Consider the following 17,346-nt stretch of genomic DNA (forward strand, 5'->3'; position numbering starts at 1 on the left):
CCCCGATTTCATCGGCTTCCCCGATTTCATCGGCTTCCCCGATTCCTTCGGCTTCCCCGATTTCATCGGCTTCCCCGATTCCTTCGGTTTCATCAATCTCTTCGACTTCTCCAATCCCGGTACCCGCTCCGCTTTTTTTACCTTCACCTGAAGAGATAATATCTTCGACGACGGCCTCAACTTCTTTCCCGATTGACAGGGTATCTTCGGCTGGGGAGATGTCCTCAACATCCCCGATGCCTTCTTCTTCGGTATCTTCATTCATTTTTTCAGGCGGTTCCACGGCACGTTCCGCCGGAATGGCTATATTTCCGCTTTTTAGCGCCCGCTCGATGAGCTGCTCTATTCGCCCGATATCGATAGAAGTCCGGGGTTTTTGTTCCGCCTTTTTCCCGATAATTGAAAGAATATTATCCCAGCTTTTATTAATCAGATCGTCGACTTCTTCCTGACGCTCCTTTTTAATCTTCCCTATTCCCTTTTTAATATACTTTTTCAATTGCGAACCACTCATCATCAAATCCCGCCGCCACTTCGCCCAGTCGACTTCTTCCTGGGCATCGATAAACTGCTTGATGAATTGAATCTGAAGGTATTTTATCCTCCTCGTGATCACCACAAGAGGATCCTGTTTGATATTGAAAAGAATATAGACGATCAGAAAAATCGTGAGACAAATAAGAACGACAATGACGACTTCATAGAATCCGCCTATTTCAAACTGTTCTTCCGGGATGATCATCGACACAATACCATCGAGTTTTGATGGTGAAGAAAAAATCCTGTATTCCATATTTTTTCCGTTTGTCACAACAAACAGATTCCCGTAGGAGGGTGCCTCACCGGATCTATTCTCCCAAATACGGAGGATATTTTCTTTGCTTTTTTCACGCTCGCTTTCCGGAAGGTTGATCAAGATTCCCTTATCTCCGATAAGCGATAATTCCCGGCCTAAAGCGGGTTCACTTAGTGAGGCCAGGCGGACTGCAAGGCCTTCCTTTGATACATAATAGAGAGCGGTCCCTTTCAGAATATCATAGGAATCGATAACCGGAAACGTATAAATAAACCGTGAATTGTCACCGTCGACAACAAGCTTGTATTTGTCCTCTTTTGTGCATAATAGTCCGTCGGCATCAATCGATTGTTCTACCTGATTATAGTTAAAGTAAATTCGCTGCCCCAAAGCCTTTCTGTCCGTATAATCCGAAGGAAGGGTACTGAAATGTATCTTTCTGCCGTTCGATTCCAAAAACCGTACAAAGAGAAGATTCGGAAGACGTTGCTGCAGACTTGCATAGACCTCCTCCCTCCGCTGTGTGTCCGAAAGACTTTGACTCTGTTCGGGAAGAAATGCGCTTGAAATAAACGGATTGTCCAGAGTATCGGAAAAACGGTCGATATTCTCCTGATGATAGGAGTCAACGAATCGTGCGATCTCTTCGATCTTTTTCTCAAATTGGGCCTTGAGGTTGGGAGCATAAAAATTTGTCGTGACAAACCTGAAGAACAGACCGGACGATGGCAGAAAGAGCAGGAGAGCGGCAATAATGATCGAGATTAAAAAACTTAATGCTATCTTCAGGCTTTGCCTCATCTGGCTTCGTTTCCTCGTCACTATATATTCATCCGGAAGTGCTTTCCGTTAAAAAACGATCCATAATCGCTCATCCGATTTCATATACCATCAGTATTGCTGACCCACGCTTTGTCGAAAATCCGTATGATGGGTTCACCTCATGATTCCGAACGAATCATCGTTTCAAATAGTATAAGCATGGTGCTTTCCTTTTCTATTATCGACTGTTATTGTATTTATCTAAAAACAACTCTCCCCACTCGCGATATTCGATAACGGATCTGAAGACATAACTTTCTTCCATATAGTATACTATAAAAAAGATCAATTTGCCAATTGAACTGACTCTTCCTCATATAGACCGTCTTTGACATGGGGAAGAAAATACGTTGCATGAGGGAAAACCAAGGTCGCTTTAGCCGATACCACTGCCGAAGGTCACTCGATAATGGATATATCTCCCGGGTATTCGATTTTTTGGATATCCCGGAAAGAAAAACCAACATCAAAAAACGGCAGGATCAGTCTTCGCGGGCTGTATGACGCTTGATAAAAAGGGACAACACCGATCCAAGTAACGCCGCCGCACCGGCAATGACGAATGCTTTTGAATATGAACCGGTCGCATCGGCGATCCGTCCGGCCATTGCGGGCCCCAGGAACTGACCGATACCGAAAAGGAGCGTGATAAAGCCCAGGGCGGCAGGTGCGAGTTGGGATCCGACGACATCACCGGTTGTCGCCGCCATAATTGCCGGAATACTCCATGCCGTAAGGGCAAAGAGTATCGCAGAAATAATATGGCCTACCGGTTCATTCCAGATCCCGAATATCGTAAAGCATAAAAACTGGAGAAAGAAGACGATCGCAAGCCCGTATTTTCTTCCCACCTTGTCCGAGACAATGCCCCAGATAAGTCCGCTTCCGATACTAAGGCCGCCGAGAATGAGGGCGAGAAGCCAGTTTGCCGCTTCTTTTGTGTAACCCGCCTCCCCGGTAAGGTAGTGCACAAAAAACGTGGCGTAAATGATGTATGAAAAACCAAAAAGAATATAGATGATTCCCAGGTGCCAGACGGAAGGATTTTTATAGATACGGCCCCATTCGAGCCGTGAGGTTTTCCGTCTTTTTTCTTCCGGAACTATCTGCGCCCCCACGGGGGTAATCCCTTTCTCCGCGGGCGAGTTTCTCAGAAATATAAAACCGATGAAGGCGATACACAGCGTCAGGGCCGCGAGAACATACCACGCATATCGCCATCCATCGACCCCCGAATCGAGAATACCCGGCAGGATACTCCCCGTGACAAGAAGACCGAAACTCGAACCGCTGACCACGATCCCGGCAGCAAGTCCCCTCTTTTTCGGATGAAACCAGGAAGAGACGAGACCCATAACGGGTACATTCGCGCCCCCGCTTCCCATACCAGTGATCGTACGGGCAACCAGCGCCATGACGAAGGAGCCCGCGAGACCGGTCAGCGCCATGGAAGCGGCGACAACGAGCAACGAGACACCGATCATCACCCTCGGCCCGAATCGTGAAGCGAGGATGCCGCACGTCAGCGCCAGAACGAGATAACCGATCATGTTTCCCGATGCGATATCGCCTGCCTCGACATTGGTTAGGCCCAATCCCGATTTCATATCCGGAAGTATCGTCGTATACCCGAATCTCGCAAATCCAAGGGCGCCGGTGACGACAATGATCCCCAGAATGAGAATGATCCATCCATAATGAAGTCCGCCCTTGCCTATACTCATCTGTTCCACCTCACTATTCCGAAATCGATGACCGACATATCTTTCGTTTATAGTCTTTCGGGATGAAAATGTCAATGAAAAGAGAATATGAAGATTCCTTGCATGCTTTACGTCATTCTGTCATAATCGGTGTCAATCGAATATGATCACGGAAAAAGCATGGGACAACATCCTCGCTGAAATCAAAAACGACCACACGATCGGAAGCGTATACATTATAGGCGGTGTCGATACCGGTAAAACCACCCTCGCCTCTTTCCTCTATTCGTCCCTGAGAAAGCATTTTTCGATCGGATATATCGACTGCGATCCGGGGCAATCGACGATCGGCCCGCCGGCCACAATCGGGCTGGGCATCTATGGGAAAGCCGAAATTGTATCCGGACTAAACAAACCGGATGCGTTTTATCTGAGATTTATCGGGAATATCACCCCCACCCGTCACCTTCTTCAGACTGTTTCCGGAATAAAGCGGTGTGCGGAAAAAGCGGAAAAACTCGGCGTCGAGAAGTTAATCATCGATTCATCGGGATTTGTCAGAGGAAGCGCGGCAAGGGAGTTTCAGTTTACCGTGATCGATTTGATTCGCCCGGATTATATCATCGAACTCGCTTCGGATTTTCCACTCGAGTCCCTTCTTGTTAATTTCAGTCGACGTTTTCGTATTGTCTCCATAGCCGCCTCTCAAGCTGTCAGATCGCGATCGAAGGAAGAACGCCGGCACAACCGTGAAGAACGATTCCGTCATTATTTCACGAACACCGAATTATCGAGTCTTGACACCGGTCGAATCGGTTTTCATGGAATGATTCCGGATGGAAGCGTAAAAGATTCATGGGATCAGCTGCTGGTGGCCCTCTGCAACAGAAATCAGTTTGTCATCAGTCTGGGTATTTTACAATCATTTAATCCGGGGAAAAAAAAGCTGACTGTGTTATCCCCCCCCTTTCCCGCGGAAAAGATCGTTTCGATTCATTTCGGATCGATCAGACTCCTGCCGTCGGGGATCCAATTGCCTTAGGCTACCAAAAAGCGGGATGGTACAGGCGGTCTTTTAGAAGTCCTCGTATCCGCTTGATTTTGTCTCTGTCATAAACTCGGGGAAACAATAAACGATCACCCCGTTTGTTTTCACCCGCATTTCCGCATATCCTTTTTTGGCAAGCTTCTCCAGATATTCCTTTGCCTGATCCATGGTAAGATCGCTTTCGATGACCACTTCGGCAGGGGTGACAAATCCGGAGTTTTTCTTCGCGACCTTCAGGATTATCCGTTCGAGGGATTCCTTTTTTTTCTGTTTGACCGGTTCCGGGAACGAACTCTGATACAATACCTGTTTGTATTTAAAGGCAAGGTTTGCCTCGCCGACCATCTGCGGCAGCCTGAAAAAATCGATCACCGTTCCAAAAAGGAAAAAGCCTCCGGTAAGCAGGTAAAGCAAACCCGATCCCCATTTCCCGAGGTAAAACCTGTGGAGACCGGGAATAAACAGGGAAAGAACCCAGAGAATACGCGCCGTTTCAAGACTAAACATTCCTTTTCCTCCTTTGATAAAATCATGATAGCAAAAATAGCCGGATATGACAAGAATACATCCCCCCATTGACAATATAACCCGACTTTTCTATACTTTCGGAATGAAACTCAGAAAAAATCTCACCGGTATCACTCCCTATATTGCAGGAAAACTGAAAGAGGGTGCGGTCAAACTCGCTTCGAACGAGAATCCCCTTGGTTCCTCTCCAAAGGCGATCGAATCGGTCCGCCGTTTCCTCGATAAAATCTGGCTTTATCCGGATTCCAATTGTGAAGCGATCAAGGCAAAACTCGCCCGCGCTTACGGCGTTACGGAAGACATGCTTATCATCGGAAACGGTTCGGACGAAATACTTCTTTTTATCGCGGGAGCTTATATCGAGGAAGGATTGAACGCGGTTACATCGGAAGCGACCTTTTCCGAATATACATTTGCAACGACCCTTTTCGCGGGCGTTATGCGTTATGCACCGATGAAAGATTTCACCTACCACCTGCCGGCTTTGGCCTCACTTATCGACGAAAAGACACGGGTCGTCTTTTGCGCGAATCCGAATAATCCCACCGGTACCTACTTCACGGGGAAGGAGTTTGATGATTTCATCAAAGACGTACCGGAGACAGTGCTCATTGTCGTGGATGAAGCGTATGTCGAATATGTCACGGAAAAGGATTTCCCCGACACGCTGTCGCGTCTTAAGGAACGCGATAATATTCTCATCCTCAGAACCTTTTCTAAATTGTACGGACTTGCCGGTCTTCGCATCGGGTACGGAATAGGCGGAAAAAAAGTGATCGCCGATCTGCATAAAACAAAAGAACCCTTTAATATCAATTCGATCGCACAGGTCGCCGCGACCGCGGCACTGGACGATCACGAGTTTGTCAAAAAATCCCTCACGGTCAACAATGAAGGCAAGAAATATCTCTATGGCGAATTCGATGCCATGGGATTATGGTATCTGAAAAGCGCCGCCAACTTTATCTTTCTCCGTATCGGGATGGATTGCAGGGAAGCATTCCAGACCCTTATGGAACGTGGAGTAACGATCCGTCCTATACCGGTACTCGGGATGCCGGACGGGATCAGGGTGACGGTCGGTACGGAAGAACAGAACAGGCTTTTTATCAATCTGCTGAAAGAGTTACTGCGGAAAAAATAGAAGATATTTATACAGGCGTCGGATAGGATACGAGAAATAATTCTTGTTAATTAATTACGTCTTTGAGTCAGGAGTCTGTCGTTCCCGGTATTATAATGTATGAATGTATTGGACCTGTCAGGCATAATTATTCTGTTTTGTTTGGCGGGGGATGTATTTGTGGAAAGCGGGGTATGGTTTGACATTATGTTTTTATAGTCGGAGTATATAAAATGGCGAATAATGATTCGTATAGAGAGAAATTAGTCTATTTTGTCCATGTAGATGCTGAATTATCCTTAACAATTGTCGTAAATTTTTCCTGAGGGACTGTTGTAATCTCTTCTTCTCGTTACTCCATTGCTTAAATCTTTTCTCGAATTCTTCAATGACTTTTTTCCCATATTTCTCCACCATCACTAAAAACAACTCCAACAACCACCTCAAAAGCTGCGCGATACTATAGCAATTTAAATCGGCATGCAGTAACTTGATCTTTCGGTAAACATCCTCCGGGAAATACACATGCACATGTTCCCGGCGTTCATCGGGATGGTTCGATACCGGTTGATATCGGCTCATTCGCTGCCTTCCCCATTGATGTTCCCTTATAATCAATGGATCAACAAGAGACATAATCCCGACAATGACTCCTGATAACGTACGCCTTGAACCGAATGATTTCAGGTTACGCAGCTTTTCTCGCATAATATCAGTAATGATAAAATGGAATTCATGCGGATCGGATTCTATCACGAGACACTCCTTGAATAATTATTCTCATACATTATATAACGCTTAAAAAGTACCTACCGCATTGATTTTTTCTGAAAGAGAGGAAAAATCTGATAGAATCTTTCTATGTAAAAAGTTTTTATAATTCAAGGAGGAACAAAAATGTTTTCATAGAGTACGCAAAGCACGCAAAGAAATTAATAAAAACCATTTCTCTGCCAGCAATACGAGAGAAATATTATAAAATAATTTATTCAACAGGAACATGATAATAAGGAAATCAGGATGCCGGGAAAAGATAATAGCAATGGAGAATTCCATAGATCGATTCCGGGAGGTCAAGGTCTCGTGATAATTATTTCCTTTTTATAAGCGTTTTAACACTTTGAACATGAACTAATATCAGTAACCCGGCAGATATAAGAGATTATCACCAGTTTATAAATTATCTCCAAAATTCCCGTTAAAATCGATGGTTCCATTGTGATTACGCTGTTTTGTACTTCCTCTTCTTTTTGTATTTATTTTTCAAGATTTTCCTCAAAGGCAGCTATTAAAAATACCGTTTCGCGATTGATACCCAGAGGAGCCATGCGGCCTGAGCCTTGAGAATGCAGTTGAGGTTTGCCTCTGGGGGGGTATCGGAATGGGCGCACCCGCTGCATCCGCCGTATCCCTCAACGCCGTTTCCCACAGCAAGGCGGGCGAGTTCGGAATCCGGATTTTCCGCTATCCATTCCACGGCCCAGTTTCCCCCGTTGTAGTATAGATTATCGTACATGGCCCTGTCCCAGAAATAGTCGCCGTCGGGGTCGTAGGCTTCGATATCGGCAAAATCGTAGAGAACCCTGTTATTGGCGAGGCAGTGGTTTCTGATGTATTCATTATTGTAATGAACACTGTCTGGTGTCATGTTTTCCGATTGTCCCTGCGCGTGGCCGGTCATGAACACGAAAACGACCCCCGGGTATCCGGCAATGAGTTTTTCCATGTTGACGACATACCGTTCGGCGTTGTGGCCTGAAATACTGCACCACGACCATACGATGACATTGATGTGCGAATTTGACGGATCATCGAGAAGACCGCGGGTTGCTGCGACCCATGGTGTGTCACCGTTTTCATCCTCGCTGTCCCCCTGGCTTAAATCCGCGCATCCGGGTATACCGTAATCATATAGGTGAAGTGATGACGAATCATGAAATTCACTGAAGCGGTACCTGTCTTTGAAATCGGGGTATGCTGCAAGGCACCTCATGCCGGTGACGAGCTGGCTTCCGTGCGAGGTATGCTGATAGGCGATATGGAGGACTCGCCTGGCTTTCGCGATCTCGGCATCAGCGATTGTCGAAAGGTCACATTCGGTGTGGCCGACAAGAAGGAGGGCTTCGGCGGCGGTTCCCGACTCGAAATAACAGGAGTAAAAAACCGATATAATGAGAATCAAACAGATAAATCCGAAGGCCTTCATGTTCTCCTCTTGAATACGATAATGCTGTATCGATATTCTCTATTCTACCTTACCTGGATGAGTATAACACGATTCCGGACTATAATAAACAGGCTTTTTGGCATAATTTACCCCGTATTTTCACATAAAGGTCGATGCCGTTAAAATTTATGGCCTCCTCCTGCCGAAATAATAAATGAAACTCAAACGATCGAAAAACAGAAAGGGCATATCCCGCCATGAAATGTCATCGAGGCAGATCCCGGCCATGAATGTATATTGTAAAAACTGCGCTTACAGGGGCTTCTACGGCTCCCTTTTCTGTACCTATGAGGACAGGTTCACGAATACGGGGAATTATTGCAGAAAAAAAACAGACAAGAATGCGAACGGAAATTGCAAACACTATAAATCCCTCTGGTGGAAATTCTGGCTTTCTGAAGATGCCACGGCATCCCGAAAACGCTGATACGGGACGACACCTCAATGGGATTACTGCCCCGAAACATCTTCCCTGGTGATTATCCTGTATCCATCCCGTTTCATGTCGATATCGACCATGTGATCTTGAAAAAGGAAATTATAGGTTCCTCTTGAAATAAAGGAATCGAGAAGATAAAAGCTTTCGTGCTCCGAGAAAGCCATACTCATTTCCATCAAGCCTTTGTTTGTCAGAATAGTGATGCCGGTGGGGAAATGCGTGGCAGGATCATAGTTCATATGGCACTCGAAATCGACAAACCATTCGGTCGCGGTAAAATCGATCGTTCCCTCTTTTTCGTCGATCGATGAGGTTTTCCAGTTCATGGAAAAGAAACGATTGAGTTCATAAAGCCGTTTTAACGTTTCCTTCTTTTCATCACCTGCCGATATCCCGTCCCTGTTTTTTCCCGCTATAAGGTCGAACTCAATCACCTTCGAGTATATCTTTTTCTCTGTAAAATCATATATATAGCGTTTTTTAATCGTATAATGAGTGACGAGCTTTCCTCCGGTTTTTATAAAGACACTGCCGTGCTCGTAAAATTCGATAGAAACACAATCCTCGAACGCCCTGGTTTCATATACTTGAATTGCATCGAGAAATTCTTTCTTTTCTAAAGCCGCGAGGTTGACACAAAAAAGCATCAGCATCACACAGACATACATTGTCCGTTTCCATACAGTATCGGTCATACCTGTTCCCGCCTTATTATAATTTCCCTTTCATTACATCAATATAATGCCTTTTTAAAATAAATTCCACGGCCGATTTCTTTCAATCACTGCGCTGATTTTCCGGACGGCCGATATGCGCCGATTTTGATAATCGGTATCTTTATACAACACGAAAAACGATACTATTCCGAGTGGTTTATACGTCAAAACAGGCATTTTTTATTGCAATGAAACTATTTTTCACTAAGATTTAATAGTATGGAGAAAGAAATATATTTTGAAAAGCATATCCTGATCGTCGATGATTCTTCCATAGTACGCCAGCTTATCTCTACGGTACTCTCGCAGGCGGGATTTAAAAATATATATCAAGTCAATAACGGAAAAGCCGCCATCGATTTATTCACGGAAAAACATATCGATCTGGTGCTGCTTGATTACAATATGCCTGAAATGAACGGCGAAGAAGTCCTGCATCATTTAAAAAGGCTTTTTCCGGATGTTATTGTCATTATGCTGAGTGATCAAACGGACAGAAATATCGTTATTTCTCTTATGCGGAATGCGGATGATTATATCGTCAAGGCGGAAGTCGACAAGGTAAAGGACGAGATGTTACATGTGTTCAATCGCTGCTTTGCCTACCATGATTTGAAAACCAAAAACAAGGACCTGATGAATAAATTAAGCCAGCGCAATAAAAAACTCGAAGAAGAAATCAAGATGGCAAGAAAACTCCAGAAAGAGATTTTCCCAGATAAAATCGAGAAATCGGATACATTTTCCATATATGTCTTATCGCGGCAAAGCGAAATTATCGGCGGTGATTTTTTTTCCGTTATTCGTCTCGATCCGGATTTTATCGGTATTTTTATCGGGGATATCTGCGGACACGGGATACAGGCGGCACTTCTCTCGTTTACCCTCGCCAATGCATTCAAGACCGCGATGAACCTGAAAGAGCGGATATCGGCCCAGAAAACGGTGAAGACACTCAATTCGATGCTTGTCAGACAGTTCCCGGGAGGCAGCTTCGCGGCAGGCAGCTATCTTGTATTAAACGAAAAGACCGCATCGATAACCTTTTCAGGCGCTTTTGAAACACCACTGCTTCATTACCGGACAACGGGGAAAGTCGACCGTCTGATCAATGGTAATATCGTGTTTATGGGCCTTGTGGACAATGATATGGTCAATATCGAGGAGTCGAGGATTGAATTACAAAAAGGAGAGAAAATAATCGCCTTTACCGACGGACTCGTGGAAGTACAGAATCAGGATAACCGGCGTCTCGGTGTTGAAAAAATAGAAAAGCTTCTCGTAAAGAACCGGCAACTTCCGGTAAACGTTCTCTGTGAAGGGTTGTACAAAGAGGCTGCCGGGTTCAGTAACAATATCATCTTGGACGATGTGACGATTATCGGAATAGAAAGAAAATGAGTGAGTGTTCCTGCTTAACGCGATGCGCGGAACGTATCAACGCAATCGGTTGAAAAAAGCCATCGCGGCATCTCCCGGAGGAGAAAAATGAAGCCGGGGGATATCGAGCACATTGCCGCCTTTTTTTCTTTGCGATATATTCAATAACAGAAAAGCCCGTTACGGTGATCTTCACCGTGGCGTATTACCACGATCAAAAAAGGGATCCTATGAAAAAACCCGAAATATCATTACCGGTCACCGCGCTTATATCGGGGGTCTTCCTCAATGTGCTTTCCTTCTCCTGCGTGAATCCCGGTGCGGCGGTTATCAGAGAAAACCGGCCAGTTCCTGTCTATGAGGAAGATACACGGAAACCGGTCTTCAGTGTTACACACGGCATTTACGAGTCCGCTTTTTCGGTCAGTGTGTCTTCGGATACGCCGGGAGCTTTCATTTCCTATACCCTCGACTGCTCGGACCCGCTTGAAGCAACCGGTGCAATCACCCTCCCCTCACCGGCCGTCATCCGTATCGACCCGTATCGCAATCCGAACGGAACCCTTCCCGCCGTGATTCTCCGCGCATCAGCCTGCGCGGAAGGGTATAATCCCAGCGAATCGGTGACACATTCATACCTCTTCCTGAACGACATCGCCTCGTTGTCTCCCAACGAAAAACAGCCCGGAAAATTGTGGCCGGAACAGAACAAATACTCGAAAGTATATCAGCAATTCGATTACGGACTCGATCCGGAAATTTACACTCAACAGGAATACAAAGAAGACCTCTTTCCCGCCTTCAGGCAGATACCGATTCTCTCCCTTGTTTCCGGGCATGAAAATTTTTTCGACAGAAAAACAGGGATTTATACAAACCCCGAATATCATGGAAGGGAATGGGAACGGGCCGGCTCGCTCGAGCTTATCGATGAGGAAGTGGGGTTTCAGATCAACGCCGGTATACGGATTCGCGGGGGATGGAGCAGGCACAAGGACTTTCTGAAACACTCGTTCCGGCTGTTTTTCAGAAAAGAATACGGCAAGGGTAAACTCGATTATCCCCTCTTTGGCGACGAAGGGGTGGAAAGCTTTGACAAAATCGATCTCAGGACATCACAGAACTATTCCTGGGCCAACAAATACGATACCGCGTTTTACAATACCATGCTGCGTGATATATTTTCACGAGATCTGCAGGGTGATATGGGACAGCCGTATACGCGAAGCGAATATTATCACCTTTTTCTCAACGGTTGTTACTGGGGATTGTACCAGACACAGGAAAGGCCCGATGCCAGGTACGCGGCCGCGTATTTCGGTGGTTCGGTAGACGATTATGACGTCATCAAGGTCGATGTCGGTGAACGATGGAATATGTATAAAACAGAGGCGACCGACGGTACCACGGAAGCCTGGCGAAGCGTATACGATCTCGCTCGGGCCGGATTTGCCTCCGATGAAGCATACTTTCGTCTTGAAGGCAGAAACGGCGAGGGAAAACGTGAGTCCGATAAGGCGGTGCTTGTCGACATCGATAATCTGATCGATTTCATGATCATCGTTTTTTATACGGGAAACTTCGACTGCCCCCTCTGTAAATTCCGCGGCGACCGCGACCCGAACAATTTCTATGCTATATATAACAGAACAGACAACGACAGGGGGTTTTTCTTTCTGGTTCACGATGCGGAACACTGTCTTTTTGTCGATCCGGTTGCCGTCGGAACAGGGCTGTATGAAAACCGGGTCGATCTTATAAGAAGTTTCCCGCGGTTCGAAAAATTCACCCCACAGGACCTTCACAACGCCCTGGTAAAAAGCCCCCGTTACAGAAAACGCTTCGACGAACGGGTCAAAAAACATTTTTCAGGCGATGGGGCGCTTACGTATGAAAACAACCTCGCCCGTTTCAAAAAAAGAATGAACCGGATCGATCTTGCGATCATCGCCGAATCCGCCCGATGGGGCGACGGGAAACGGAACAAGCCCATGACAAAAGAAAACTGGGTGTGGGCGGTAAAGCAGATACTCGAAGAGTTTTTTCCGAAACGCACCGCCATCGTTCTGGAACAACTCGAAGCGGCCGGGCTGTATGTGCCGTGAATATGAAAGAATTTGTTAACACGAAGGACTTCGGGAAACACGGAGTGCGAAGGTCTCGAAGGACCTACCACAACTCGTTGATCTTGATCGAGCTGTTGTGGTAGGTGATCGCTTTTTTTGAAATATTGACCATGACGATGACCTGGGTCATGACATCGGGCTTGATGTTGAAATAATAATCGTTCGACATGAGCCGTATCATCTGAAGGCCGCGCCCCGATGTCGGGATGGTATCGACAATATCGATCTCGAGAAGATCCTTTGAACTTTCGATAAGCTTTTTCTGATCGATCACGTTTTTAAACGACATGAGTATCTTTTTTTTTGTCAGGGTTCCGCGAAAATCGGTAACTGATATCCCCAGATGATAGTTGTTATAGCCGTAACATACCTCGACGATCTCGTTGGCCTGCAGTTCGACGGCCCTGTGTTCGAGTTTCGCCTGTGTGTGGCCGTGGGCGTGATAAACGGAGTTCGATATGATCTCGTCGAGGATTATCGCGAGGTAGGTTTTATTTTCCCCGGGCATGCCGTGCTTCAGGGCATAATCGACTATCTTTTGAATAATCGACTTTATTTGTACGGTATTGTTGATATGTTCGGTGACGAGTTTTTTTGCCTCCGGGATATAATGCTTCAGACCGAATATGTTCTCTCCCGTAATCAGGTTTCTGCATGTTCTTATGAACTCGACCTCGTTAATCTCTTTGGTGATGATGTTTCCGATGTCCTTTTCGATCGCGAGGTTGATATAACTGTCGATATCCGCAGTCGTCATGATGATATGCGGAATGTTGATATTCGACTCTTTCAGCCGTGCGATCAACTCGAATCCATTGATTCCGGGTACATCGATATCGGTAACAAGAAGATCGATATGCTCTTCCCCGAGCAGCTTGAGGCCTTCATTCCCGTCGAGTACCGCTATCGCCTTGCCGCCCGCCCTGACGATATATCTGGAAAACAGTCCGCGTGCGGCAATCGAATGATCGACGATGAGAATCGTGAATCCTTCAAGTGTTTTGTCCGTTTTCATCGGTATTATCCTTCTCTATTGTAACCCATATCAGCATCACTCCGCAAGGATTATTTTGATACGCGAGTGCCGGATGAATTTAACGGAAAATACTCGGTGCTTTCACGTTCGTTCGGCGCCGCATGTGGCTATTCCTTAACGTCATCACACCTCGAGAATCACGATGGTCTTTCCGAATCCCCCCTCTTCCGGCCGGGAAAAATGATAATCGGAAACCACCGGGCACTTTTTCAGATACCGGTGTACTCCCTGCTGGAGGATCCCGTCCCCCTTCCCGTGTATGATGCTGAATTCCCGGAGGCCCCGGATGATCGCACCGTCGATCTGCTTTTCGATCTGCCTGAGGGCGTCCTCGAGCCGATATCCCCTGAGATCCATCTGGAGAACGGGATCGCCGGACAACCCGTGAGTCATCGTCGTCACCACCCCCTCATTTTTGTCCGTCTCTTCGCCGGCCGCTTCTATTTCATGGGCGGAAAGGGTCACCTTCATGGTCGGAGTTTCGACAATCCATCTGCCGCCTTTTACCTTGCGGATCACCTTCCCGATTTTTCCGGTATTTTTGATACGAACGGTCATCCCCGTCTGTACCGGTATCGCCGATCTTTCGACAATTCCCTCGAACTGCTCTTGCAGCAATCGTTCCTCCGCACGTACCTTTTTCTCGATACCGCGTAGCCGGTCTTTCAGTTGCGAGACCTTGTCCTTTGTCACCTCTCCTTCCCGTAATTCCAGTACGAATTTCTCGAGTTCCTTTCTGCTTTTAAGGAAAAAATCCCTCAGTTCCCTGATACCGTGTTTTCTGAGTTCATATTCCTTCTGTCTGAGTCTGAGTTCCTTCAGATCGGCCCGGCGTTTCTCTTCGAGCAGCGCTTTCTCCCTGACCCGCTGGTTCATTTCTTCCTGCAGCAATTCCCGCTGCTTTTCCGAAAGCTTTCGGATCAGGCGGGATATATCCGTCCGTTCATCAGAAAGGTAGCGCTTGGCATGGTCGATGATTTCCGACGGGATGCCGTGTCTTCCGGCAATCGTCAGCGCGTAGCTTTCACCCGGCACTCCCATGATAAGGCGGTAGCGCGGGGTGAGTGTCTCGGTATCGAACTCCATGGCGGCATTTTCAACCGAATCCCTCGTATAACCGTAATTTTTGAGAATTCCGTGATGGGTCGTCGAAATCACCATACTTCCCTTCTCGATAAAATGATCCAGAATCGCCATCGCGATCGCGACCCCCTCTTCCGGATCGGTTCCGGCCCCGAGTTCGTCGAGAAGAACAAGCGATTCCCCGCTGCTTCCTCCGATAATCCTCGAGAGGTTGACGATGTGGCCGGAAAATGTCGAGAGGGATTGTTCCAGCGACTGTTCGTCGCCGATATCGGCATAGATCGAATCGAAAACGGGAAGAACGCTTCCTTCGTCAGCAGGGATTTCCATACCGAACTGGGTCATCGCGGAAAGAAGACCGACGGTCTTGAGCGTGACGGTCTTTCCCCCGGTATTCGGGCCGGTGATGATGAGAACCCGGGAGGTATCGTTTATCGTTATGGTGGTGGGCACGACTTCCGGACCAAGGAGGGGATGCCTGGCATTACGGAGATCGAGTGTTGTATCCGACAATTCGGCGGGATTGCATTGGTGGATTATCGCGTAGCGTGATCTGGCGTAGATCGTATCGATGCGGGAAACGGTTTTTTCCATCGAGAGGAGTGAATCCAGTTCCCCGGAAACACGCCGCGTCAGATCCTTCAACACCGCGATCAGATGTCTTCTGAATTCGTTTTCCCCCTGTTTTACCTGGTTGTTTTTCTCGACAACATCAAACGGCTCGAGAAAGACCGTTGCCCCGCTTGTCGAGACTTCATGCACGACCCCTTTTATCCTTCCCTTGAAATTGGCTTTCATGGGAAGCACCGCCCGCCCGTCTCGTAACGTCGGCATATCCGACTGCCAGTACGCGGCGTATGAAGGATTGTCAATATAGCCTTTAATGAGCCGGTCGATCTCCGAGGAAAGCCCTGAGAGTTTTCGTTTTATCGCCTTCAACTCCGGGATCTTCTCCTCATTTATTTCACCATTCCTTTCGATAACGGCAAAGATACATGCAGCCGCCCCGGATAGATCGGGAATATTGTCCGAAAGCGTCTTCAGAAGGGGATCGTCACACAGCCTGCCGATAACCCCCCTCAGCTTCGAGGCCGATTCAATATAAACACCAATCGATCCGAGTTCTTCGGGTTCTAAAAAAGCCCCCTCCTTTGAGAGCCGTCTGAACAGCGGGGTGATATCCGGAAAATCGATTCCCCCCAATACTTCACCGGATTGCAGGGCTTTTCGGAAAGCCGTCTGTGCGTTAAGGGCCTCTGCAATTACCGGTTTGTCTTTACTGATAACCTGACCGTCTAAAAGTCTTCTTCCTCCATCGCTTACAGCGTATTCTTTTAACTCGGCAATAATACGGTCGAATTGAAGCAGGGCCAGCGTATGACTATCCATGAATATTCCCTTCCATTTCTTTCAGGCTTTCGAATATCCTCACATAGCTTTCATACCTGTCACCAAGAATTTTCCCTTCTTCGACATGCTTTTTAACCATGCAATCCGGTTCGGCAATATGAAGGCAGGTTGAATAGCCGCACTGTTGCTGCGGTACATTAAACTCGGGAAAATAATATTTCAATTCCTCCGGCTTGAGGTTATAAAGAAAAAACTCCCGTATTCCGGGTGTATCGATTACCCGGGCACCCGAGGAAAGCCTCATCATAAGTGAAAAACGTGTCGTATGAACACCCCTGTCGTATTTCGAGGAGACCGCCCCGATTTTGAGTCCCAGATCCGGTTCGATCCGGTTTAAAAGCGATGATTTTCCCACCCCCGACTGGCCGATAAAGACGGTTAATTTTCCTTCCATGATTCCGGTAATGTCATTGACTCCTTTTCCGGTTATAGCGGAACAGTGAATGACCCGGTACCCGATTCTGCCGTATTCGTCAAGCCGTTCTTTTGTCATTTCCGAAAAACCGAGATCGCATTTGTTCGCCAGGATGACGACATCGATTCCTTCGATCTGTGCGGCGATGATTATGCGGTCGATAAACCGCGGTCTGAACGGCGGTCTGTGATCGCAGCATACCGCCATAATACAATCGATATTGGATGCGATCACCTGGGGTAGTTTTTTCTTCCTGTTAAAGCGGTAGAATCCGTTGTCCCTCTCCCCGCGTTCGACAATCCAGCCCATACTGTCGGAAATAGGGTCTTCCATGACAACGACCCTGTCCCCGGATGCGATCGGATTGTAATACCGGCCTTCCTCCTCCAGTATTTTTCCCTTTATTCTGCACCGGAGTTCCCTGTTACCGGCAAGGACCGTATAGATATTGTTGATGCCGTAAAGGACCGTCCCATTCAGGTATTCCATATTAA

Annotated in this window: 14 protein-coding genes; 5 read left to right on the forward strand and 9 right to left on the reverse strand. The window is 46.9% G+C overall.

Annotated features, from left to right (window positions below):
- Both JW881_07760 and JW881_07765 read right to left on the reverse strand, forming a co-directional pair.
- The coding region (locus JW881_07760; protein MBN1697394.1) for a hypothetical protein at nt 1–1,618 on the reverse strand (1,618 nt) is incomplete at its 3' end.
- A gap of 482 nt (nt 1,619–2,100) precedes the next feature.
- Nucleotides 2,101–3,342 carry a YbfB/YjiJ family MFS transporter gene (locus JW881_07765; GenBank protein ID MBN1697395.1) on the reverse strand — a complete coding sequence of 414 codons (1,242 nt, stop codon included), beginning with the start codon at nt 3,340–3,342 and terminating at the stop codon, nt 2,101–2,103.
- Between the two features lie 142 nt (nt 3,343–3,484).
- Here JW881_07765 and JW881_07770 point away from each other — a divergent pair, with 142 nt between their 5' ends.
- On the forward strand, nt 3,485–4,363 hold the full coding sequence (locus tag JW881_07770) for a hypothetical protein (protein ID MBN1697396.1): 879 nt from the start codon (nt 3,485–3,487) through the stop codon (nt 4,361–4,363).
- 33 nt (nt 4,364–4,396) lie between these two features.
- On the opposite strand, the gene JW881_07775 is transcribed toward JW881_07770, so the two are convergent.
- Nucleotides 4,397–4,876: a TM2 domain-containing protein gene (locus tag JW881_07775; GenBank protein MBN1697397.1), complete on the reverse strand. Its 480-nt coding sequence runs from the start codon at nt 4,874–4,876 to the stop codon at nt 4,397–4,399.
- A gap of 103 nt (nt 4,877–4,979) precedes the next feature.
- Between JW881_07775 and JW881_07780 the strand changes: the two genes are divergently transcribed.
- Nucleotides 4,980–6,041, forward strand: a complete 1,062-nt coding sequence (locus tag JW881_07780) for a histidinol-phosphate transaminase (protein ID MBN1697398.1) — start codon at nt 4,980–4,982, stop codon at nt 6,039–6,041.
- Between the two features lie 192 nt (nt 6,042–6,233).
- Here the strand turns inward: JW881_07780 and JW881_07785 are convergent, their stop codons facing one another.
- Both JW881_07785 and JW881_07790 read right to left on the reverse strand, forming a co-directional pair.
- A complete protein-coding gene (locus JW881_07785; protein MBN1697399.1) occupies nt 6,234–6,776 on the reverse strand; it encodes a hypothetical protein in 543 nt (180 codons plus the stop codon).
- A gap of 532 nt (nt 6,777–7,308) precedes the next feature.
- Nucleotides 7,309–8,226, reverse strand: coding sequence for a hypothetical protein (locus JW881_07790; GenBank protein ID MBN1697400.1), 918 nt, complete (start codon nt 8,224–8,226; stop codon nt 7,309–7,311).
- Nucleotides 8,227–8,401: 175 nt separating this feature from the next.
- On the opposite strand from JW881_07790, the gene JW881_07795 reads away from it, so the two are divergent.
- Entirely contained in the window at nt 8,402–8,674 is a 273-nt protein-coding gene (locus JW881_07795; protein ID MBN1697401.1) for a hypothetical protein, read from the forward strand.
- 23 nt (nt 8,675–8,697) lie between these two features.
- Here JW881_07795 and JW881_07800 read toward each other — a convergent pair whose 3' ends face one another.
- Nucleotides 8,698–9,381, reverse strand: a complete 684-nt coding sequence (locus tag JW881_07800; protein MBN1697402.1) for a hypothetical protein — start codon at nt 9,379–9,381, stop codon at nt 8,698–8,700.
- A gap of 240 nt (nt 9,382–9,621) precedes the next feature.
- Between JW881_07800 and JW881_07805 the strand changes: the two genes are divergently transcribed.
- Together JW881_07805 and JW881_07810 are read left to right on the forward strand one after the other, a co-directional pair.
- Nucleotides 9,622–10,803, forward strand: a complete 1,182-nt coding sequence (locus JW881_07805; GenBank protein ID MBN1697403.1) for a fused response regulator/phosphatase — start codon at nt 9,622–9,624, stop codon at nt 10,801–10,803.
- A gap of 209 nt (nt 10,804–11,012) precedes the next feature.
- Nucleotides 11,013–12,887 (forward strand): CotH kinase family protein, encoded by a 1,875-nt coding sequence (locus JW881_07810; GenBank protein MBN1697404.1) that lies wholly within the window; start codon nt 11,013–11,015, stop codon nt 12,885–12,887.
- 64 nt (nt 12,888–12,951) lie between these two features.
- On the opposite strand, the gene JW881_07815 is transcribed toward JW881_07810, so the two are convergent.
- From JW881_07815 to rsgA, 3 genes are all read right to left on the reverse strand, one after another.
- Nucleotides 12,952–13,923, reverse strand: coding sequence for a response regulator (locus JW881_07815; protein ID MBN1697405.1), 972 nt, complete (start codon nt 13,921–13,923; stop codon nt 12,952–12,954).
- A 144-nt stretch (nt 13,924–14,067) separates the two neighbouring features.
- Nucleotides 14,068–16,416, reverse strand: a complete 2,349-nt coding sequence (locus JW881_07820; GenBank protein MBN1697406.1) for an endonuclease MutS2 — start codon at nt 16,414–16,416, stop codon at nt 14,068–14,070.
- Nucleotides 16,409–17,341 carry a ribosome small subunit-dependent GTPase A gene (gene rsgA, locus JW881_07825; GenBank protein MBN1697407.1) on the reverse strand — a complete coding sequence of 311 codons (933 nt, stop codon included), beginning with the start codon at nt 17,339–17,341 and terminating at the stop codon, nt 16,409–16,411. The genes JW881_07820 and rsgA overlap by 8 nt, the downstream gene beginning before the upstream one ends.
- Nucleotides 17,342–17,346 lie beyond the last annotated feature (5 nt).

This window comes from Spirochaetales bacterium (assembly GCA_016930085.1).
Taxonomy (GTDB): Bacteria; Spirochaetota; Spirochaetia; order SZUA-6; family JAFGRV01; genus JAFGHO01.